Origin of the sequence: Streptococcus saliviloxodontae (assembly GCF_016908655.1) — a bacterium.
GTDB lineage: Bacteria > Bacillota > Bacilli > Lactobacillales > Streptococcaceae > Streptococcus > Streptococcus saliviloxodontae.
The window spans coordinates 26,166-46,828 of sequence record NZ_JAFBEI010000008.1; the positions used below are offsets into that span (position 1 = coordinate 26,166).

Genomic DNA, 20,663 nt, shown 5'->3' on the forward strand with positions numbered 1-20,663 from the left:
AACTGAACCCGGGCGGGAAGCTCGGAATTTAGATAAACCGCCTAGGACACAAGCGTCCGTCGTTGGTTTCCTAAAATTCAGTCGCTCTCTGGTCGCCCTTGGTATCTTAAACATGATCGAACGTTATTCACGCCCTGAGATGGCGGCAATTTGGACAGAGGAAAATAAATACCGTGCTTGGCTTGAGGTCGAGATTTTGGCTGATGAGGCATGGGCTGAGTTGGGTGAGATTCCCAAGGAAGATGTGGCTTTGATTCGTGAGAAGGCGGATTTTGACATTGACCGCATTCTTGAGATTGAGCAGGATACGCGTCACGATGTGGTGGCTTTCACCCGTGCGGTGTCTGAGACGCTTGGTGAGGAGCGTAAGTGGGTGCACTACGGTTTGACATCGACTGACGTGGTGGATACTGCCTACGGTTACCTTTACAAGCAAGCCAACGACATTATCCGTCGTGACCTTGAGAATTTCACAAACATCGTGGCTGAGAAAGCCAAAGAGCACAAGTTTACCATCATGATGGGGCGTACCCACGGGGTTCACGCTGAGCCAACGACTTTCGGTCTTAAGTTGGCGACTTGGTACAGCGAGATGAAACGTAATATTGAGCGTTTCGAACGTGCTGCCGCTGGTGTCGAGGCTGGTAAGATTTCAGGTGCGGTTGGTAACTTTGCCAATATCCCACCATTTGTGGAAAAATATGTCTGTGACAAATTGGGCATCCGTCCGCAAGAGATTTCAACGCAGGTGCTTCCACGTGACCTCCACGCAGAATACTTTGCAGTTCTTGCAAGCATCGCAACATCTATCGAGCGTATGGCGACTGAGATTCGTGGTCTGCAAAAATCAGAACAACGTGAAGTAGAAGAGTTCTTTGCCAAAGGGCAAAAAGGTAGCTCTGCTATGCCTCACAAACGCAACCCAATCGGTTCTGAAAACATGACAGGTCTTGCGCGTGTGATCCGTGGTCACATGGTGACAGCTTATGAGAACGTGGCTCTCTGGCATGAGCGTGACATTTCGCACTCATCTGCAGAGCGTATCATCACACCAGACACAACTATTTTGATTGACTACATGCTTAACCGTTTTGGCAATATCGTTAAGAACTTGACGGTCTTCCCAGAAAACATGATCCGCAACATGAACTCAACCTTTGGACTTATCTTTAGCCAACGTGCGATGTTGACCTTGATTGAAAAAGGCATGACACGTGAGCAGGCTTACGATTTGGTACAACCAAAGACAGCTCATTCATGGGACAACCAAGTAGACTTCAAGCCATTGCTTGAAGCAGACCCAGAAGTCACATCACGCTTAACACAAGACGAAATCGATGAAATCTTCAACCCAGTTTATTACACCAAACGTGTGGATGAAATCTTCGACCGCATCGGACTTGGAGACTAATGTTGAAATAAAGTGTCCTAGAATTTCTAGGACACTTTTTGCTTTAAGATAAGTTTAAGCAAGTCTTTATATACTATAAGCATCCTAAAATTTTCACCGAACATCGTTCGGTATCCGCCACTGTAATGAGCTAAAGCACAAACAGTGGACGTATCTTTTTCATAAATCTCCTGAAACCACTGACCCAAGTCAGTGGTTTCATTTTATATTGAAAAAAGATGACCGTTTGATTTCTAGATCTCCTTTCAAAACTCCAATGGACTTTAAAACTCATCACTCTCTTAAAATCCCTCGCTCAAAAGAACGAGGGATTTCTTTATAGCATTTTAAGGATAAAAAGAAGAGCTGGCAAGCGGCCAACTCTTTTAGGGAAATTATGAAAAAGAAAAGTTTATTTAGGATTGAAGATAGTATAGCCAACGAAGCTTAAAGAAACCTAAAGTCGTTTTAGTTTAACTAACTATTGATTGCAATCGCTAATTATAAGTCGCTATAACTTTTAACAATTGCTGACGACATAGGCTAGCATGTTATAATATATGCAGAGGGATTTTATTTGAAGGTTTGGCTTATTGAGCCAAAGATAGGAATTAAGGAGATTATCAGATGCCTAAAGAATTTGGGAAACGTGTTCGAACGATTAGAGAGTTTAAAGGGATTACACGAGAGGAACTTTGTGGAGATGAAGCGAATTTATCCGTTCGCCAGTTAGTTAGGATAGAAGCTGGAAGTTCAGCCCCAAGCCTTCAAAAGGCTTTATACATCGCAAAAAAATTAGGAGTTAGTATTCTAGAATTAACAGATGGAAAAAGTTTAGAATTGCCTGGTAGATATAAGGAGCTGAAATACCTAATTCTACGAATGCCAACTTATATGGATGAGAATCGTTTACGATTGCGAGAAGAGCAATTTGATGAAATTTATAATGTCTACTATGATAATTTACCTGAAGAGGAGCAAAAAGTAATCACTTTTGTTCAAGCGAAATTTGAAGTATACCAGACTGCAAATATTAATTTTGGATCTGATTTAGTTGAAGATTATGGGGATCAAGTACGAAAAAAAACAATTTATCAGTTAAACGATCTGATATTGATTGATCTTTTTTTGATTTGTAGTATTGTTTCAGAGTTTGATGAGATGATTTTTGATGAAAGGACCTTTGATAGACTAAGTCTAAAGCTAGTAAATCAGCTAGATCATCTACCAATGGAAGATTTATTCTTGTTGAATAATGTTTTGTTATCTTGTTCGCATATCGCTGTTAAACTAGAAAAATACTCAACTCTTAGGAAATTGTTAGATAGTAGTAAACAGGTTATGACAAAAAATCAAGATTTTCAAAAGATGCCAATTTATCATTTTTTAGAGTGGGAATATGCTTTGTATTTCTTGAAAGATAAAGCTCTAGCGCAGGAACATTATAATCAAGCTATCTTATTTGCTAATATGACGGGAGACCTTCATTTAGTGAGTAGATTAAAAGAGGAGTGGGAAAAGGATATTAGTCAGTAATAATAAGGTCAGGAAGTCTATCTTCTTGGCTTTTTATAGTGTCACTATATTCATCTATGTATAAAAATCAAAATTTATAAGTAGTTATAATTTTTAACAATATCTGAGGGCATAACTCTACATGTTATAATATATGCAAAGGGATATTATTGATTTGGAGGTTGCCATGCTTAAAGACTTTGGGTTAAAAGTGAAACAGCTTAGAAAAGAGAAACAAATAACGCAGGAAGATTTTTGTGGTGATCAGTCAGAGTTATCCGTTCGTCAGCTAGCTCGAATAGAATCAGGAAAAAGTATTCCGAAACTGACATCAGTGACCTATATTGCCAAAAAGTTAGATGTTAGTATTAGCTTTTTGACTGGTGAGGAAAATTTAGAGCTTCCAAAACGATATAAAGAACTCAAGTATCTGATCCTTAGAACACCAACTTATAAGGATGAGGAACGAGTTCGTTTACGTGAGGAACAGTTTGATGAAATCTATACAGATTATTATGATAATCTGCCAGAAAGCGAACAATTAGCCATTGACTGCCTTCAAGCAAAGTTAGATGTTCATATTAGTCAAAATACTCATTTTAGCCAAGGAATTATTAATGATTATTTTGAGCAGATTAAACGAAAAAAGATTTATGATGTTAATGATTTAATTTTAATAGATTTATATCTGATCAATACCTTTCTGTCAGAGGATAGAACATGTCAATTACAAGATAATCACTATATAAAATTAGTTTCTCGTCTGATGGCACAAGTTGATTATTTTGAGTTAGATGATTTGTTCATTCTAAATAATGTTTTAATTAATACTTGTGAACAGCTACTCTTGAAAAAAGAGGCGAAAATATTGGAAGAAGTATTAGAGGTTTGCCAGATTATAATGACGAAAGTGCAAGATTTTCAAAAAGCTCCTATTGTCAGTATGCTTGAATGGAAGTTATCACTTGATATTTTACAAGATGAGACTAGGGCTCAGATTTGTTTTGATAAAGCTATTCTATTTGCTAGTGTGATGGGGGATAATTGTCTTACCCGAAATTTATCTAGGGAGTGGGAAAAAGACCATGCACATGAGTAGACTTATGACAAGAAGATAGTAAAATAATAAAAGTAATTAAACAACCTGACTCTTAAATTGAGTCAGGTTGTTTAATTTTGATTAGGTAACATTGAGTTTTTAAAATATCTATCACTTAATATTGGTAATTAATATCTTGTAAGTTTTTAGGAGATGCAAGAATTCTTTATGATAGGGATGTATTAGTAAAATCGGACATTTGTGTCATGTTTCTCAATAAGTAAAACGTTTACAATGTAATATATAAATGATTTACTTAGGGAGATGTGGTATGAAACTTTTTAATAAATATAAATATTTGATTTGTCATCTTGCTTCAGTAGGATTATTATTTGCTAAACTTTTAAGTACAGGCAGTTGGTGGGGAGTTTAATATCCTTATATAATGAATAAGAATGACATGCCTTAGTAATTCTAGGGCTTTTCTGCTATAATAATACCATGACTAGAATAGTAGACAAGGATTTAATGGGTGATGAGGAGTACGTTGAGCGTACGTTGCGCCCGCAATATTTTAAGGAATATATTGGCCAAGATAAGGTCAAGGACCAGTTAAGAATTTTTATCGAGGCAGCCAAGTTACGTGATGAGGCGCTAGATCACGTGCTTTTGTTTGGGCCTCCAGGTCTTGGTAAGACAACAATGGCTTTTGTTATCGCTAATGAGCTTGGGGTCAATCTCAAGCAGACGTCAGGTCCAGCAATTGAAAAAGCTGGGGATTTAGTAGCGATTTTGAATGATTTGGAGCCGGGTGATGTGCTCTTTATCGATGAGATTCACCGTATGCCTATGGCTGTGGAAGAGGTTCTTTACTCTGCCATGGAAGATTTTTACATTGATATTATGATTGGGGCTGGGGAAACTAGTCGTAGCGTGCATTTGGACTTGCCACCCTTTACTTTGATTGGGGCAACGACACGTGCTGGTATGTTATCTAATCCTCTGAGAGCTCGTTTTGGTATCAATGGGCACATGGAATACTACGAATTAGAAGATTTGACAGAGATTGTTGAACGCACGGCTGATATTTTTGAAGCGGAGATCACACATGAGGCAGCGATTGAGTTGGCTTGCCGTTCACGTGGGACACCTCGTATTGCCAATCGTCTCTTGAAACGTGTGCGTGATTACGCTCAGATTATGGGTGATGGTTTGATTGATGATAGCATAGCAGATAGAGCTTTGACCATGCTAGATGTGGACAAGGAAGGGCTTGATTATGTGGATCAGAAGATCCTTCGTACCATGATTGAAATGTACTCAGGTGGTCCTGTTGGTTTGGGAACGCTGTCTGTCAACATTGCTGAAGAACGAGAAACGGTCGAAGATATGTACGAGCCCTACCTTATCCAAAAAGGCTTTTTGATGCGAACTCGGACAGGGCGTGTGGCAACAGCCAAGGCTTACGAGCACCTAGGCTACGCCCAACCGGATCATGAATAGGAGAGAGATACCATGAAAAAGGTGTGTTTTGTTTGTTTGGGAAATATTTGCCGTAGCCCTATGGCTGAATTTGTCATGAAAGAAGTTGCCAAGGATAGTCCCCTCTTGGTTGAGAGCAGAGCGACTTCCAATTGGGAACATGGCAACCCTATCCACAGAGGTACTCAGGCTATTTTTAAGAAGCACGGCATTGCTTATGAAGTGACGAAAGCGTCTCAGCAGATTAGCGTGAGTGATTTGGAGACCTTTGACTACATCATCGGCATGGATGAGGACAATGTGCATGATCTCAAGCGTCTATCAGCAGGGCGTTTTGATGACAAGATTTTCCTCTTTGTAGAGGGTGGTGTGCCAGATCCTTGGTACACGGGTGATTTTGATGAAACCTATGACTTGGTTACAAAAGGATGCCAGGACTGGTTACATCAGATAATGTTAGCGGAAAGGGATCTCTTTAGCTGAGAGTATAAGAGAAAAATGATAAAACAGGTTAGTGATCGATTGAGTCAAATCAGCAGAGGACAGTGGGAATTGCTAGCGGCAATTGTGATTCTTGTTTTTGGCTTGTCTGTTGTGGCAATTCCTATATCTCATCAAGGGAAACTGACTTATGATTCTGGGAATATTAGTTACCAAGGTCAGGTGGTCAATCATCGCATGAATGGACAAGGAACCCTGACATTTCAGAATGGTGATGTGTATAAGGGTCACTTTGTTAATGGAGTGATGGATGGGCAGGGAACCTTGACCGCTAAAGCGGGGTGGTCTTATACGGGCAGTTTTCGTCAGGGGCAAGCTGACGGGAAAGGAACCCTGAAGACGGCTTCTGGAAAGATTTACAAAGGAACGTTTAAACAGGGGATTTATCAAAAATGAGAATTAAATGGTTTTCTTTGGTAAGGATAACAGGTTTATTGCTTGTTTTACTCTACCATTTCTTTAAAACAGTATTTCCCGGAGGATTTATTGGTGTTGATGTTTTCTTCACTTTTTCAGGCTACTTAATTACTGCCTTGATGCTTGATGAATACACTCGAAGTAAGACGTTTCATTTTTTAGCCTATTTGAAACGTCGTTTTTATCGGATTGTGCCACCTTTGGTCTTGATGGTCTTGGTGACGATTCCTTTTAGTTTTTTGGTGAAGAGTGATTTTAGAGCAGGGATTGGGAGCCAGATAGCGGCAGCGCTTGGCTTTACGACGAACTACTACGAGATTCTAACTGGAAGTAGCTACGAATCACAGTTCATTCCTCATTTATTTGTCCATACGTGGAGTCTGGCAATTGAGGTCCATTTTTACCTCATTTGGGGATTGATTGTTTGGTTTTTGGCGAAGCGTCATTATAGCAAGGGACAATTTAGAGGTTTGGTATTTCTGATATCATCGTTCTTCTTTGGTCTGGGATTGGTCAGCATGTTTGGTCGTGCCTTTTTTACGACAAACTTTTCCATGTTGTATTTCTCTACCCTTAGTCATAGTTTTCCATTTTATTTAGGAGCTATGGTCGCTACGGTTTCTGGAATTAGTGAAACAACTGCCCGTTTTAAGCGGACTGCTCGTCTGTGGTCATCTAAAAGGACGATTGCTCAAATGGTGCTGAGCTTTGTGCTTTTGCTTGCCTTAACATTTTTACTGCATTTTGATCATATTTTGACCTATTTATTTGGTTTTGCTTTGGCTAGCTTGTTTGCGGTGATGATGATTTATGCAGCGCGTGTGTTGCATGAAAAGACAGAAGGTATCGCTGAGCCTAAGTGGGTGAGTTTTTTAGCTGATACCAGCTACGGTGTTTATCTTTTCCATTGGCCATTCTATGTTATCTTCTCTCAGATTGCGCCTAATTTATTGGCAGTTGTCCTTACCTTGATTTTTTCTTATCTATTTACGGTGCTATCTTTCTATATTATTGAACCTTGTTTGATTGGGAAGCAGCCAGTCTTGTTAGGGGTGAGTATTGATCTAGCCGCCTATAAAAAACCATTTATTGGGGTTGTAGGACTTCTAGCCTCCTTAACTTTGGTGACTGCAGCTGTAGCACCATACATGGGAAGTTTTGAAGAAAGCCTTCTGGTGAATTCTCTTAATCAAGCAGATGCTAATCTGACGCAGACTAACAATGTGACAGCAGGAGATGCCAAGGCATTGAGCAGTATCATGATTATAGGAGACTCGGTAACCTTGAGATCAAGTGCAACATTCACTTCACAGATGAAAGAAGCACAAGTTGATGCGGCGGTTAGCCGAAATTTCTCAGAAGCCTATGAGATTTTTAAAAATAATATTGATAGCAATACCCTACCAAGTACAGTCGTGATTGCTGTCGGTGTTAACTCAACAAGCAACTACGAAGAGGAAACCAATCAATTTGTAGAGGCTCTACCTAAAGGACATCGTTTAGTCTTTGTATCCCCTTATAATGCCAAAAGTTTGGATGCGGTTAAAGCTGTTCGTGATTATGAAAAGTCTTTGGCTAAGAAGTACACCTATGTGACTTTGGCAGACTGGTATCAAGTAGCCCTTGATAATCCTGATATTTGGGGAGGAACAGACGGTGTTCATTATAGCGATGCGACGACAACTGGCGCTGAGCTTTATGTTAAAACTATTCAACAGGCAGTGACTGCAGCAGCTAAGAAAGCTGCCAAATAAATACGGTATCTAGTCTACATTTGACAATCTAAACTTAAAAAGTCCTGATTCTCTAAGGAGTGTTAGGGCTTTTAATTTGGTCTTTTGCAGACAGTTATGTCATCCATAATGGAATTGTTTTGTGAAAAAAATAACATTTTATTGTGAAAGGGTTTACAAGGCGGTTTTTCTAGGGTATAATAGGTTCATAAAAGTTGTGAAATATTTAACAAAATATTTCTAAAAGGAGAATGAAATGGCAGAAAAAACACTTACACAGGAAGAAAAATTAGCTCAAGCTCAGCTACACGTTGATGGACTTGTTCAAAAAGGACTTGTTGCCCTAGAAGAATTCCGTCGACTCAATCAAGAACAAGTTGATTACATCGTTGCTAAAGCTTCTGTAGCAGCGTTAGATGCTCATGGAATTTTAGCAGAACATGCTGTTCGTGAAACAGGACGTGGTGTCTTTGAAGACAAGGCGACCAAGAACCTTTTTGCTTGTGAACATGTGGTCAACAACATGCGAGGTGTTAAGACTGTTGGCATTATCGAAGATGATCCAATCACTGGTTTGACCAAAATCGCTGAGCCTGTAGGTGTTATCTGCGGTGTCACTCCAACAACAAATCCAACGTCAACAGCGATTTTTAAATCCCTCATTGCCCTCAAAACACGTAATCCAATCATCTTTGGTTTCCACCCATCAGCTCAAGAATCATCAGCTCATGCTGCTCAGATTGTTTACGATGCTGCTGTCAAAGCAGGTGCCCCTAAAGATTGTATCCAATGGATTACAGAGCCTTCAATTGCTGCAACGAATGCTCTTATGAATCATGATGGTATCTCAACCATTCTTGCAACTGGTGGTAATGCCATGGTGCGAGCAGCTTATTCATGCGGAAAACCAGCCCTTGGTGTCGGTGCAGGAAATGTGCCAGCCTATGTTGAAAAGTCAGCAGATATTCGTCAGGCAGCTCATGATATTGTTATGTCTAAGTCATTTGATAATGGTATGGTCTGTGCATCTGAGCAAGCTGTGATCATTGATAAAGAAATCTACAAAGACTTTGTAGAAGAGTTCAAATCTTATAAAACTTACTTTGTTACTAAAAAAGAAAAAGCTCTCCTAGAAGAATTCTGTTTCGGAGTGAAAGCTAATAGCAAAAATTGTGGTGGTGCTAAACTCAATGCAGATATCGTTGGAAAACCAGCCGCATGGATTGCAGAACAAGCAGGCTTCCAAGTACCAGAAGGGACTAACATCTTGGCAGCTGAATGTGCTGAAGTTGGTGAAAAAGAGCCATTAACACGTGAAAAACTCTCACCTGTCATTGCAGTCTTGAAAGCAGAAGATACAGAGGACGGACTTAAAAAAGCACGTCAAATGGTTGAATTCAACGGTCTAGGTCACTCAGCAGCTATTCATACGAAGGATGAAGAGCTTGCGAAACGCTTCGGTACTGAAATGAAAGCTATGCGTATCATCTGGAACTCACCATCTACTTTCGGTGGAATCGGTGACGTTTACAATGCCTTCTTGCCATCATTGACACTTGGTTGTGGTTCTTACGGACGCAACTCAGTCGGCGATAATGTGTCTGCTATCAACCTTCTTAATATCAAGAAAGTAGGAAAACGTAGAAATAATATGCAGTGGTTTAAAGTTCCTTCAAAAATTTACTTTGAGCGTAATTCAATTCAATACCTCCAAACCTGCGAGGACATTGAACGTGTCATGATTGTTACGGATAAATCAATTGAAAAACTTGGTTTTGTACAACGTGTGATTGACCAGTTGAACCTTCGTGCCAACAAGGTTACGATTCAGGTCTTCTCAGATGTTGAGCCAGATCCAGACATTACAACGGTTCGTCGTGGTACTGAAGTTATGCGTGCCTTTGAACCAGATACTATCATTGCCCTTGGCGGTGGTTCTCCTATGGATGCGGCTAAAGGCATGTGGATGTTCTACGAACAACCAGAGGTGGACTTCAGCGATCTTGTTCAAAAATTCATGGATATCCGTAAACGTGCCTTCAAATTCCCAGCTTTGGGTAAAAAAGCTAAATACATCGGTATTCCAACAACATCAGGTACAGGTTCAGAGGTGACACCATTTGCGGTTGTGTCTGACAAGGCTAACAATCGTAAGTACCCACTAGCTGACTACGCTTTAACACCAACGATTGCCATTATTGATCCAGCCCTTGTTGAGTCAGTACCAGGATTCATAGCGGCGGATACTGGTATGGATGTGTTGACGCATGCAACAGAAGCCTACACTTCTAACTTTGCTAATGACTACACAGATGGACTTGCTCTTCAAGCTATTAAATTAGTATTCCAATACCTTGAAAAATCTGTCAAAACAGCAGACCCAGAAGCGCGCGAAAAAATGCACAATGCTTCAACCATGGCAGGTATGGCCTTTGCCAATGCCTTTCTAGGAATGAGTCACTCAATGGCTCACAAAATTGGTGCCGTTCACCACACCATCCATGGACGTACGAATGCTATCTTGCTTCCGTATGTTATCCGCTACAACGGTACACGCCCATCTAAGACAACTACATGGCCTAAGTACAACTATTGGAAAGCTGATGAAAAATTCCAAGATATTGCTCGTATGCTAGGGCTCCCAGCTGCCACACCAGAAGAAGCTGTTGCTTCATACGCTCAAGCTGTCTATGACCTCGGAGTTGCTGTCGGTATTGAGATGAACTTCAAAGCACAGGGTATTGATGAAAAAGCATGGAAAGATAGCCTACATGAAATTGCGCTTCTTGCTTACGAAGATCAATGTTCACCTGCTAATCCACGCTTGCCGATGGTTGCTGATATGGAAGAAATTATGGCTGATGCTTACTACGGTTATGCAGAACGTCCAGGACGACTTAAATAAGGTAAATCTTGAGTTCACTATCAGTCATGTCCAAGATAGGACTATATCCTAAAACTGAGACTGGGGTTCCCCAGTCTTTTTTGTAGCAAAAATTTTACAAAACCACTTTGAAAGGGTTTACAAAATCTAACATCCACTGTATAATATAAGTAACATAAGATGTTAGAAAAGGAGATTTAAGTTATGGCAGAAAAGTTTTTTATGGTATTTGCGATTGTTTGGATTGCGATTGCAGGTAAGGACTCACGCTGGGTAATTTAAGTCCTCTCAGGATAATAGACTTAGCGTCTGATTTTGTAAAACGAGTTCGTTTTTGAAACCTTAACACAATGCTTGAATGGTCGTTGTCTTGGTATCGTATGTTCCAAACAGACCAATCTAACGGTGTATGAGGTAGAAAAACGGGCTTTTTTATTGTTTCTGGGCATCCTCTTTTTTGTAAGGCTTTAAAATTTGTTACAATAAAAGAGAGGGAGGAGAATGCTCAGATGAAACAAAAATCAACATTTTTGTACAGAATAATAGGAGTGCTTTTTCTATTTGCGATTGCTGTCACCTTCTTTTTCCTTTACATTGGGAAAAAAGACCACCGAGTGATTCCATCAGGTGTTTGGGAGAGTGCCCGCTTGTCTCAGGAGTTGAAAGCACAGACCGAAGGGGATCTGTCTTATCTAGGTGACTACGTTAGTCAATCTATTGATGCCTACCTATTACAGCAAGAGACCAATCTAGTGGTCAAATCAGATACCGTTAGGCTTGTCGTCTCTTACCGTTTTAACAGTGATACCTATGCCAAGGATTACGTTGCGGCACTCTACCATTCGTCACAAAATACCACCCAAAAAGATATTATTCCAACAGAGTCTGAGACGGAAAAAGATTTGTCTCAACTGCTGACAGACTATGCACAACAGAAAAATGGGACCTATAACGAGAAAACAAGAAAAATGCAACAGACTATTTTGACAGCTCGTATGGATAGTGTAAACCACCAACTTAAACTAATTGATGTAGCAAGCCAGACACCATTTAGCCTTACTGGTATTGAAAAAGGTGATTTACTTGATTATCAATTGACAGCGAATCAGGTCGTTCTATCTGGAGGTCACTTAAAGAAAAATCTAACGTTTAATCGTAAATGATAAGATAGTGTTAGGCGTTAGCTTTAAAACGGGAATAAATAATGATTATTCATGAATTAGCGATAAGAAGCGATTTCACCCCTAAAACTTGTATAAATTTTCTGAAAATAATGCTATAATAGAAAAAAGACTATCAAAAAGAGGATATATCATGACATTAACATACCAATCAACACGTGATGCTAACAACAAAGTAACAGCCAGTCAAGCCATCCTACAAGGTTTGGCAACGGACGGAGGACTTTTCACTCCGACAACAACGCCAGCGGTTGACTTGGATTTTGATACTTTGAAGGACGCTAGCTACCAAGAAGTAGCCAAACTTGTTTTGTCAGCTTTCTTGGATGATTTTACAGAAGAAGAGCTTGATTACTGTATCAACAATGCCTACGATGCTAAGTTTGATACTCCAGCCATCGCACCGCTTGTCAAACTCGGCAACCAGTACAACTTGGAGCTTTTCCACGGCTCAACGATCGCTTTCAAAGATATGGCCTTGTCAATCTTGCCTTACCTGTTGACGACTTCAGCTAAAAAGCAAGGCGTTGATAACAAAATCGTCATCTTGACAGCAACATCAGGTGATACTGGTAAAGCTGCTATGGCAGGCTTTGCTGATGTTCCTGGAACAGAAATCATTGTCTTCTATCCAAGAGATGGTGTCTCAAAAATTCAAGAACTTCAAATGACAACACAGACAGGCGACAACACACACGTTATTGCTATTGATGGAAACTTTGACGATGCTCAAACAGATGTGAAACGTATGTTCAACGATGCTGACTTGCGTGCTCGTTTGCTTGACAATAAAACACAGTTCTCATCAGCTAACTCAATGAACGTTGGTCGCTTGGTACCACAGGTGGTTTACTACGTTTACGCTTACGCACAGCTTGTCAAATCAGGTGATATCCAAAATGGAGACAAGGTTAACTTTACGGTACCAACAGGAAACTTTGGGAACATCTTGGCAGCCTACTATGCAAAACAAATCGGTGTTCCAGTTAACAAGCTTATCTGTGCTTCAAATGAAAACAAGGTCTTGACAGACTTCTTTACAACAGGAACTTACGATAAAAAACGTGACTTCAAAGTGACAACAAGTCCATCTATGGATATTCTCGTGTCATCAAACTTGGAGCGTTTGATTTTCCACCTTCTTGGCAATGATGCAGAGCAGACAAAAGCTTTGATGGAAGCTCTTGTTAATGACGGTCAGTATAGCTTGCCACAGGTTGATCAAGCCATTCTTGACTTGTTTGAAGCTGGTTTTGCGACAGAAGAAGAAACAGCTCTTGAAATCAAACGTGTTTACGATGAAGCAAACTATATCGAAGATCCACATACAGCTGTAGCGTCAGCTGTTTACAAGGCTTATGCAGACCGTACAGGTGACCAAACACCAACAATCATCGCCTCAACGGCTAGCCCTTATAAATTCCCACGTGTTGCTGTAGAAGCAGTCACAGGAAAAGATGCAGGAGATGATTTTGTAGCTGTTCAAGAACTCAACCAATTGTCAGGTGTTGCTATTCCAGCAGCTGTCAACGGACTTGAAACAGCAGAAGTTCGTCACAAAACAGTGGTTGCAACAAGTGATATGCAAAAAGCAGTTGAGAGTTATCTTGGTATCTAAGTCGCTTGTAGTGTAAAATGATCAACCAAAGAGGTTGGGACAGATTTGCCCCAGCCTCTTTTCTTCTATTAAATAAGGGTTATATATGAAATCAATAAAACAAATTCTAAGCCTTGCTCTACCTGCTATGGTAGAGAATATCTTACAGATGCTTATGGGAGTGGTGGATTCTTACTTGGTTGCCCAAGTTGGTCTAATTGCGGTGTCAGGTGTCTCTGTTGCTAATAATATCATCACCATTTATCAAGCGGTTTTTATCGCTTTGGGAGCTTCCTGTGCTAGCTTGATTGCTAAAGCTATGGGAGAGGGAGATGAGGTGAAAACAAATCGCTTTATCTGGGATTCGATTCTTGTGACGGTGTTACTGAGCCTTGCTTTGGGCTTGCTATCACTTTTAGCGGGTTCATCGATGATGTCTCTGTTAGGAACGGTGACGTCGGTAACAGAGGCGGGAAGTCTTTACCTTTATCTAGTCGGAGGTGGGATTCTATTTCTTGGCTTGATGACGACTTTTGGTAGTGTCCTGCGCGCTCAAGGAAAACCTAAGGTTTCCATGAATGTCAGCCTTATGTCTAATTTGCTTAATGCTGTTCTATCTGCAATGAGTATCTATTGTTTTCATTGGGGAATTGTAGGAGTGGCAGGAGCAACAGTTCTCTCTCGTTTGATAGGAACTGTGGTTCTTTGGCTGGTTATGAAGTTAGACATTAAGAGTTATCAGATTAGCAAACCGTTTAATAGAGACTTGTTGCACTTGGTATTTCCAGCAGCAGGTGAAAGGTTGATGATGCGAGCAGGAGATGTAGTCATCATTGCTATCGTGGTCAAGTTTGGGACTGAAGTTGTCGCAGGAAACGCCATTGGGGAGACACTGACCCAGTTCAACTACATGCCAGGTATGGGTGTTGCCACAGCGACGGTTATCTTGGTTGCCCATAGTTTAGGTGCTGGTAAAAAGGAAGAGATTAAATCCTTGGTTGCCACCTCGTATTGGATTTCGACGCTTTTGATGATGGTTGTAGCTGCTACTGTTTATTTTCTGGGTTCTGGTTTGACAGGGCTTTTTACGGAAAATAGCAGAGCAGTAGAAGCCAGCGTGGTTGTTCTCTTGTATTCCTTCATGGGAAATCCTATTACATCTGGGACCCTTATCTATACAGCAGTATGGCAAGGTCTAGGGAAGGCTCAGCTTCCTTTCTATGCAACAACGTTTGGTATGTGGGTTATTCGTATTATACTAGGCTATCTATTGGGGATTAGTTTGAATATGGGTTTATCAGGTGTATGGCTTGCTACTATCTTAGATAATCTTTTTCGAGTGATTTTCCTATATACGATGTATCGAAAAAATATGAAAACGATTTAAGCAAAAATGTGAATCATTTTTGCTTTTTTTGTTTAAAGTCCTTGCAATACAGTCTGTTTTTTGATATCATATTATGGTGCTGTAACAAAACAGCTTTAGCTATGATACAAGAGGTTGCGACACGCCAGGTTGCATTGCCACGCAACACGTGTTGGTTTTCTTGAGGAGCTAGCCTATTATCTTAAATAGACGAGAAGGAGAAAAAGATGGCAAACAAAAAAATCCGCATCCGTTTGAAAGCATACGAACACCGTACACTTGATACAGCGGCTGAAAAAATCGTAGAAACTGCAACTCGCACTGGTGCGACAGTTGCTGGACCGGTTCCGCTTCCAACTGAACGCAGTCTTTACACAATCATTCGTGCGACTCACAAGTACAAAGATTCTCGTGAGCAATTCGAAATGCGTACACACAAACGTCTTATCGACATCATCAACCCAACACAAAAAACTGTTGATGCTTTGATGAAGCTTGATTTGCCAAGTGGTGTTAACGTAGAAATCAAACTTTAATCTGTTAGAGTTTGACTGAGCACAAAAAACGCTCGTTAAAAACTTTTTTGAGCATGAAAAACGCTCATTAAAAACTTTTTGAAATACAAATAAGTAAAGGAAATATTTTCTCATGACAAAAGGAATCTTAGGGAAAAAAGTGGGAATGACTCAAATCTTCACTGAAACTGGTGAATTTATCCCTGTTACTGTCATCGAAGCTACTCCAAACGTTGTGCTTCAAGTTAAAACTGTTGAAACAGACGGTTACGAAGCAGTTCAAGTTGGTTTTGACGACAAACGCGAAGTATTGAGCAACAAACCTGCCAAAGGCCATGTAGCTAAAGCTAACACAGCTCCTAAGCGCTTCATTCGTGAATTCAAAAACATTGAAGGCTTGGAAGTTGGATCAGAAATCACTGTTGACACTTTCGCAGCTGGCGATGTTGTTGATGTAACTGGTACTTCAAAAGGTAAAGGTTTCCAAGGTGTTATCAAACGCCATGGTCAATCACGTGGTCCTATGGCTCACGGTTCTCGTTACCACCGTCGTCCAGGTTCAATGGGACCTGTTGCGCCTAACCGTGTTTTCAAAAACAAACACTTGGCAGGACGTATGGGTGGCAACCGTGTGACAATCCAAAACCTTGAAGTTGTCCAAGTTATCCCAGAGAAAAACGTTATCCTTATCAAAGGTAACGTACCAGGTGCTAAGAAATCTCTTATCACTATCAAATCAGCAGTTAAAGCTGCTAAATAATTAAGGAAAGGGGAAATCAGTTAAAATGGCAAACGTAAAACTATTTGACCAAACTGGTAAAGAAGTTAGCTCAGTTGAATTGAACGACGCTATCTTCGGTATCGAACCAAACGAATCAGTAGTATTTGATGTCGTAATCAGCCAACGTGCTAGCCTTCGCCAAGGTACTCACGCGGTTAAAAACCGTTCAGCAGTATCAGGTGGTGGACGTAAACCATGGCGTCAAAAAGGAACTGGACGTGCTCGTCAAGGTTCTATCCGCTCACCACAATGGCGTGGTGGTGGTGTTGTCTTCGGACCAACTCCACGTTCATACGGATACAAACTTCCACAAAAAGTTCGTCGCCTTGCTTTGAAATCAGTTTACTCAGCAAAAGTTGCTGAAGAAAAATTTGTAGCTGTTGATGCTCTTTCATTTGCAGCTCCAAAAACTGCTGAATTCGCAAACGTTCTTTCAGCTCTTAGCATCGACTCAAAAGTACTTGTTATCGTTGAAGAAGGAAACAAATTCGCTGAACTTTCAGCTCGTAACCTTGCAAACGTAACTGTTGCAACTGCAACTACTGCAAGTGTTCTTGACATCGTGAACGCAGATAAACTTCTTGTAACTAAAGAAGCAATCTCTACAATCGAGGAGGTTCTTGCATAATGAATTTGTATGACGTAATCAAAAAACCTGTTATCACTGAGAAATCAATGGTTGCTCTTGAAGCAGGCAAATACACATTTGAAGTTGATACACGTGCACACAAACTCTTGATCAAACAAGCTGTTGAAGCTGCTTTTGAGGGAGTAAAAGTTGCTAACGTAAACACTGTAACTGTTAAACCAAAACAAAAACGTGTTGGTCGTTACACAGGTTTCACTTCAAAAACTAAAAAAGCTATCATCACTCTTACAGCTGATTCAAAAGCAATCGAGTTGTTTGCGACTGAAGCTGAATAAGACAAAGGAGAATTAACGTGGGTATTAAAGTTTATAAACCAACGACAAATGGCCGTCGTAACATGACTTCTTTGGACTTCGCTGAAATTACAACAAGCACTCCTGAGAAATCATTGCTTGTTTCATTGAAAAGCAAAGCTGGTCGTAACAACAACGGTCGTATCACTGTTCGTCACCAAGGTGGCGGTCACAAACGCCACTACCGTTTGATTGACTTCAAACGTAACAAAGATGGTGTTGAAGCAGTTGTTAAAACTATCGAGTACGATCCAAACCGTACAGCAAACATCGCTCTTGTTCACTACACTGACGGTGTGAAAGCTTACATCATTGCACCAAAAGGTCTTGAAGTAGGTCAACGTATTGTTTCAGGTCCAGATGCGGATATCAAAGTTGGTAACGCACTTCCACTTGCAAATATTCCAGTCGGTACAGTTATCCACAACATCGAGCTTCAACCAGGTAAAGGTGCAGAACTTATCCGTGCCGCTGGTGCCTCAGCTCAAGTTTTGGGTCAAGAAGGTAAATACGTTCTTGTTCGTCTTCAATCAGGTGAAGTTCGTATGATTCTTGGTACTTGCCGTGCTACAATCGGTACTGTTGGTAACGAGCAACAATCACTTGTTAACATCGGTAAAGCAGGACGTAGCCGTTGGATGGGTATCCGTCCTACAGTTCGCGGTTCTGTAATGAACCCTAACGATCACCCACACGGTGGTGGTGAAGGTAAAGCACCAGTTGGACGTAAAGCGCCATCTACTCCATGGGGTAAACCTGCGCTTGGTCTTAAAACTCGTAACAAGAAAGCTAAATCAGACAAACTTATCGTTCGTCGTCGTAACGAAAAATAAGCAAGTCGCTTAGCTAATTAACTATCCGCCAACTCGGTAGGGCTAGTAAGATAAAGTTAATCTCTATTCTATATCAGTCGTCACTATCACCCTGACGCAGTAGTTGATTGAAGTTTCTTGTAGCATTAAGCTACTTCGAAACCCCTAATCAACTGTGCGTGGGCAGGATGACGAACATAGTGATTGGGGTTCTATCCTGCTCCCAAGCCGCTGTGGTTTAATCATTAAAGGAGAATACTACAAAATGGGACGTAGTCTTAAAAAAGGACCTTTCGTCGATGAGCATTTGATGAAAAAAGTTGAAGCTCAAGCAAATGACGAAAAGAAAAAAGTAATTAAAACTTGGTCACGTCGTTCAACGATCTTCCCAAGTTTCATTGGATACACAATCGCAGTTTATGATGGACGTAAACACGTACCAGTTTACATCCAAGAAGACATGGTAGGTCACAAACTTGGTGAGTTTGCACCAACTCGTACTTACAAAGGTCACGCAGCTGACGATAAGAAAACACGTCGTTAATAGGAGGAGGATACAATGGCAGAAATTACTTCAGCTAAAGCAATGGCTCGTACAGTCCGCGTTTCACCTCGTAAAACACGTCTTGTACTTGATCTTATCCGTGGGAAAAACGTTGCTGACGCAATCGCAATCTTGAAATTCACTCCAAACAAAGCAGCTCGCGTTGTTGAGAAAACTCTTAACTCAGCTATCGCTAACGCAGAGAACAACTTTGGTTTGGAAAAAGCTAACTTGGTAGTATCAGAAACTTTTGCAAACGAAGGACCAACAATGAAACGTTTCCGTCCACGTGCGAAAGGTTCAGCTTCACCAATCAACAAACGCACAACACACGTAACAGTTGTTGTGTCAGAAAAATAAGGAGGTAAACTCGTGGGTCAAAAAGTACATCCAATTGGTATGCGTGTCGGGATCATCCGTGACTGGGATGCGAAATGGTATGCTGAAAAAGAATACGCAGATTACCTTCATGAAGATTTGGCAATCCGCAAATTCATCAATAAAGAATTGGCTGACGCTTCAGTTTCAACAATCGAAATTGAACGTGCAGTAAACAAAGTTATTGTTTCACTTCACACTGCTAAACCAGGTATGGTTATCGGTAAAGGTGGATCAAACGTTGACGCTCTTCGCGCTCAACTTAACAAATTGACTGGAAAACAAGTTCACATCAACATCGTTGAAATCAAACAACCTGATTTGGACGCTCACCTTGTAGGTGAAAGCATTGCTCGTCAACTTGAGCAACGTGTTGCTTTCCGTCGTGCACAAAAACAAGCAATCCAACGTGCTATGCGTGCTGGAGCTAAAGGAATCAAAACTCAAGTATCAGGTCGTTTGAACGGTGCAGATATCGCCCGTGCAGAAGGATACTCAGAAGGAACAGTTCCACTTCACACACTTCGTGCAGATATCGATTACGCTTGGGAAGAAGCAGACACTACATACGGTAAACTTGGTGTTAAAGTATGGATCTACCGTGGTGAAGTTCTTCCAGCTCGTAAAAACACTAAAGGAGGCAAATAACAAATGTTAGTACCTAAACGTGTTAAACACCGTCGTGAGTTCCGCGGAAAAATGCGCGGCGAAGCAAAAGGTGGTAAACAAGTAGATTTCGGTGAATACGGTCTTCAAGCGACTACAAGTCACTGGATTACTAACCGCCAAATCGAAGCTGCCCGTATCGCAATGACTCGTTACATGAAACGTGGTGGTAAAGTTTGGATTAAGATTTTCCCACACAAATCATACACAGCAAAAGCTATCGGGGTTCGTATGGGTTCTGGTAAAGGGGCACCTGAAGGTTGGGTAGCACCAGTTAAACGTGGTAAAGTGATGTTTGAAGTTGCTGGCGTTTCTGAAGAAATCGCTCGCGAAGCTTTCCGTCTTGCAGGCCACAAATTGCCAGTTAAAGTTAAATTCGTAAAACGCGACGCAGAATAAGGAGAAGACATGAAACTTGAAGAAATCAAAAAGTTTGTTGCTGAGCTTCGTGGCTTGTCTCAAGAAGAGCTTGCGAAAAAAGAAAACGAACTTAAGAAAGAACTTTTCGACCTTCGTTTCCAAGCTGCAGCAGGTCAACTTGATCAAACTGCTCGTTTGAACGAAGTTAAGAAACAAATTGCACGTGTTAAAACTGTGCAATCTGAAACTAAATAATAGATTGGGAAAGGAGTATTCTAAATAATGGAACGTAATCAACGTAAAACTCTTGTTGGACGCGTAGTATCTGACAAGATGGATAAAACAATCACTGTTGTAGTTGAAACAAAACGTAACCACCCAGTCTATGGTAAACGTATCAACTATTCTAAAAAATACAAAGCACATGATGAAAACAACGTTGCTAAAACAGGCGATATCGTTCGTATCATGGAAACTCGTCCACTTTCAGCTACAAAACGCTTCCGTCTTGTAGAAGTTGTGGAAGAAGCTGTTATTATCTAATCAAACTAAAAGGAGAA

22 protein-coding genes are annotated in these 20,663 nt (G+C 40.7%); all 22 read left to right on the forward strand.

Annotation, left to right across the window (positions count from 1 at the left end; genetic code table 11):
- Positions 1 to 112: 112 nt before the first annotated feature.
- The 22 genes from purB to rpsQ all read left to right on the forward strand — a co-directional run bounded on the left by purB (position 113) and on the right by rpsQ (position 20,646).
- On the forward strand, positions 113 to 1,411 hold the full coding sequence (gene purB, locus JOC31_RS02685; protein ID WP_205016660.1) for an adenylosuccinate lyase: 1,299 nt from the start codon (positions 113 to 115) through the stop codon (positions 1,409 to 1,411).
- A gap of 606 nt (positions 1,412 to 2,017) precedes the next feature.
- Complete coding sequence (locus tag JOC31_RS02690) at positions 2,018 to 2,926, forward strand: helix-turn-helix domain-containing protein (RefSeq protein WP_205016661.1); 909 nt, start codon at positions 2,018 to 2,020, stop codon at positions 2,924 to 2,926.
- A gap of 166 nt (positions 2,927 to 3,092) precedes the next feature.
- Positions 3,093 to 4,004, forward strand: a complete 912-nt coding sequence (locus JOC31_RS02695) for a helix-turn-helix domain-containing protein (protein ID WP_205016662.1) — start codon at positions 3,093 to 3,095, stop codon at positions 4,002 to 4,004.
- A gap of 441 nt (positions 4,005 to 4,445) precedes the next feature.
- Positions 4,446 to 5,447 carry a Holliday junction branch migration DNA helicase RuvB gene (ruvB, locus tag JOC31_RS02700; protein ID WP_205016663.1) on the forward strand — a complete coding sequence of 334 codons (1,002 nt, stop codon included), beginning with the start codon at positions 4,446 to 4,448 and terminating at the stop codon, positions 5,445 to 5,447.
- Positions 5,448 to 5,459: 12 nt separating this feature from the next.
- The gene (locus JOC31_RS02705) at positions 5,460 to 5,909 is read left to right on the forward strand and encodes a low molecular weight protein-tyrosine-phosphatase (protein ID WP_205016664.1); all 450 of its coding nucleotides are present in this window, start codon (positions 5,460 to 5,462) and stop codon (positions 5,907 to 5,909) included.
- 15 nt (positions 5,910 to 5,924) lie between these two features.
- Positions 5,925 to 6,323: an MORN repeat-containing protein gene (locus JOC31_RS02710; protein WP_205016665.1), complete on the forward strand. Its 399-nt coding sequence runs from the start codon at positions 5,925 to 5,927 to the stop codon at positions 6,321 to 6,323.
- Positions 6,320 to 8,098, forward strand: coding sequence for an acyltransferase family protein (locus JOC31_RS02715; RefSeq protein WP_205016666.1), 1,779 nt, complete (start codon positions 6,320 to 6,322; stop codon positions 8,096 to 8,098). Before JOC31_RS02710 ends, JOC31_RS02715 begins: the two co-directional genes overlap by 4 nt.
- 235 nt (positions 8,099 to 8,333) lie before the next feature.
- Positions 8,334 to 10,982 carry a bifunctional acetaldehyde-CoA/alcohol dehydrogenase gene (gene adhE / locus JOC31_RS02720; RefSeq protein ID WP_205016667.1) on the forward strand — a complete coding sequence of 883 codons (2,649 nt, stop codon included), beginning with the start codon at positions 8,334 to 8,336 and terminating at the stop codon, positions 10,980 to 10,982.
- Between the two features lie 488 nt (positions 10,983 to 11,470).
- Positions 11,471 to 12,124, forward strand: a complete 654-nt coding sequence (locus JOC31_RS02725) for a hypothetical protein (RefSeq protein ID WP_205016668.1) — start codon at positions 11,471 to 11,473, stop codon at positions 12,122 to 12,124.
- A 151-nt stretch (positions 12,125 to 12,275) separates the two neighbouring features.
- Positions 12,276 to 13,760: a threonine synthase gene (gene thrC, locus JOC31_RS02730; protein ID WP_205016669.1), complete on the forward strand. Its 1,485-nt coding sequence runs from the start codon at positions 12,276 to 12,278 to the stop codon at positions 13,758 to 13,760.
- Between the two features lie 85 nt (positions 13,761 to 13,845).
- Entirely contained in the window at positions 13,846 to 15,126 is a 1,281-nt protein-coding gene (locus JOC31_RS02735; protein ID WP_205016670.1) for an MATE family efflux transporter, read from the forward strand.
- A 206-nt stretch (positions 15,127 to 15,332) separates the two neighbouring features.
- Positions 15,333 to 15,641 (forward strand): 30S ribosomal protein S10, encoded by a 309-nt coding sequence (gene rpsJ / locus JOC31_RS02740; protein WP_002885653.1) that lies wholly within the window; start codon positions 15,333 to 15,335, stop codon positions 15,639 to 15,641.
- A 112-nt stretch (positions 15,642 to 15,753) separates the two neighbouring features.
- Complete coding sequence (gene rplC, locus JOC31_RS02745) at positions 15,754 to 16,380, forward strand: 50S ribosomal protein L3 (RefSeq protein WP_205016671.1); 627 nt, start codon at positions 15,754 to 15,756, stop codon at positions 16,378 to 16,380.
- A 25-nt stretch (positions 16,381 to 16,405) separates the two neighbouring features.
- On the forward strand, positions 16,406 to 17,029 hold the full coding sequence (rplD, locus tag JOC31_RS02750) for a 50S ribosomal protein L4 (protein ID WP_205016672.1): 624 nt from the start codon (positions 16,406 to 16,408) through the stop codon (positions 17,027 to 17,029).
- The gene (locus JOC31_RS02755) at positions 17,029 to 17,325 is read left to right on the forward strand and encodes a 50S ribosomal protein L23 (protein WP_205010069.1); all 297 of its coding nucleotides are present in this window, start codon (positions 17,029 to 17,031) and stop codon (positions 17,323 to 17,325) included. The genes rplD and JOC31_RS02755 overlap by 1 nt, the downstream gene beginning before the upstream one ends.
- A gap of 17 nt (positions 17,326 to 17,342) precedes the next feature.
- A complete protein-coding gene (gene rplB, locus JOC31_RS02760) occupies positions 17,343 to 18,176 on the forward strand; it encodes a 50S ribosomal protein L2 (protein WP_205010070.1) in 834 nt (277 codons plus the stop codon).
- Between the two features lie 244 nt (positions 18,177 to 18,420).
- On the forward strand, positions 18,421 to 18,699 hold the full coding sequence (gene rpsS / locus JOC31_RS02765; RefSeq protein WP_000533765.1) for a 30S ribosomal protein S19: 279 nt from the start codon (positions 18,421 to 18,423) through the stop codon (positions 18,697 to 18,699).
- Positions 18,700 to 18,714: 15 nt separating this feature from the next.
- A complete protein-coding gene (gene rplV / locus JOC31_RS02770) occupies positions 18,715 to 19,059 on the forward strand; it encodes a 50S ribosomal protein L22 (RefSeq protein WP_205010071.1) in 345 nt (114 codons plus the stop codon).
- A gap of 12 nt (positions 19,060 to 19,071) precedes the next feature.
- On the forward strand, positions 19,072 to 19,725 hold the full coding sequence (gene rpsC, locus JOC31_RS02775; RefSeq protein ID WP_205016673.1) for a 30S ribosomal protein S3: 654 nt from the start codon (positions 19,072 to 19,074) through the stop codon (positions 19,723 to 19,725).
- 3 nt (positions 19,726 to 19,728) lie between these two features.
- Positions 19,729 to 20,142 (forward strand): 50S ribosomal protein L16, encoded by a 414-nt coding sequence (rplP, locus tag JOC31_RS02780; RefSeq protein ID WP_205016674.1) that lies wholly within the window; start codon positions 19,729 to 19,731, stop codon positions 20,140 to 20,142.
- Positions 20,143 to 20,151: 9 nt separating this feature from the next.
- On the forward strand, positions 20,152 to 20,358 hold the full coding sequence (gene rpmC / locus JOC31_RS02785) for a 50S ribosomal protein L29 (protein WP_205016675.1): 207 nt from the start codon (positions 20,152 to 20,154) through the stop codon (positions 20,356 to 20,358).
- 27 nt (positions 20,359 to 20,385) lie between these two features.
- Positions 20,386 to 20,646 (forward strand): 30S ribosomal protein S17, encoded by a 261-nt coding sequence (gene rpsQ, locus JOC31_RS02790; protein ID WP_239548918.1) that lies wholly within the window; start codon positions 20,386 to 20,388, stop codon positions 20,644 to 20,646.
- Positions 20,647 to 20,663 lie beyond the last annotated feature (17 nt).

Bases quoted from the DNA above. Each gene is read 5' to 3' on its own strand.
- purB (WP_205016660.1), top strand. From the start codon at position 113: ATGATCGAACGTTATTCACGCCCTGAGATGGCGGCAATTTGGACAGAG.
- JOC31_RS02690 (WP_205016661.1), top strand. From the start codon at position 2,018: ATGCCTAAAGAATTTGGGAAACGTGTTCGAACGATTAGAGAGTTTAAA.
- JOC31_RS02695 (WP_205016662.1), top strand. From the start codon at position 3,093: ATGCTTAAAGACTTTGGGTTAAAAGTGAAACAGCTTAGAAAAGAGAAA.
- ruvB (WP_205016663.1), top strand. From the start codon at position 4,446: ATGACTAGAATAGTAGACAAGGATTTAATGGGTGATGAGGAGTACGTT.
- JOC31_RS02705 (WP_205016664.1), top strand. From the start codon at position 5,460: ATGAAAAAGGTGTGTTTTGTTTGTTTGGGAAATATTTGCCGTAGCCCT.
- JOC31_RS02710 (WP_205016665.1), top strand. From the start codon at position 5,925: ATGATAAAACAGGTTAGTGATCGATTGAGTCAAATCAGCAGAGGACAG.
- JOC31_RS02715 (WP_205016666.1), top strand. From the start codon at position 6,320: ATGAGAATTAAATGGTTTTCTTTGGTAAGGATAACAGGTTTATTGCTT.
- adhE (WP_205016667.1), top strand. From the start codon at position 8,334: ATGGCAGAAAAAACACTTACACAGGAAGAAAAATTAGCTCAAGCTCAG.
- JOC31_RS02725 (WP_205016668.1), top strand. From the start codon at position 11,471: ATGAAACAAAAATCAACATTTTTGTACAGAATAATAGGAGTGCTTTTT.
- thrC (WP_205016669.1), top strand. From the start codon at position 12,276: ATGACATTAACATACCAATCAACACGTGATGCTAACAACAAAGTAACA.
- JOC31_RS02735 (WP_205016670.1), top strand. From the start codon at position 13,846: ATGAAATCAATAAAACAAATTCTAAGCCTTGCTCTACCTGCTATGGTA.
- rpsJ (WP_002885653.1), top strand. From the start codon at position 15,333: ATGGCAAACAAAAAAATCCGCATCCGTTTGAAAGCATACGAACACCGT.
- rplC (WP_205016671.1), top strand. From the start codon at position 15,754: ATGACAAAAGGAATCTTAGGGAAAAAAGTGGGAATGACTCAAATCTTC.
- rplD (WP_205016672.1), top strand. From the start codon at position 16,406: ATGGCAAACGTAAAACTATTTGACCAAACTGGTAAAGAAGTTAGCTCA.
- JOC31_RS02755 (WP_205010069.1), top strand. From the start codon at position 17,029: ATGAATTTGTATGACGTAATCAAAAAACCTGTTATCACTGAGAAATCA.
- rpsS (WP_000533765.1), top strand. From the start codon at position 18,421: ATGGGACGTAGTCTTAAAAAAGGACCTTTCGTCGATGAGCATTTGATG.
- rplV (WP_205010071.1), top strand. From the start codon at position 18,715: ATGGCAGAAATTACTTCAGCTAAAGCAATGGCTCGTACAGTCCGCGTT.
- rplP (WP_205016674.1), top strand. From the start codon at position 19,729: ATGTTAGTACCTAAACGTGTTAAACACCGTCGTGAGTTCCGCGGAAAA.
- rpmC (WP_205016675.1), top strand. From the start codon at position 20,152: ATGAAACTTGAAGAAATCAAAAAGTTTGTTGCTGAGCTTCGTGGCTTG.
- rpsQ (WP_239548918.1), top strand. From the start codon at position 20,386: ATGGAACGTAATCAACGTAAAACTCTTGTTGGACGCGTAGTATCTGAC.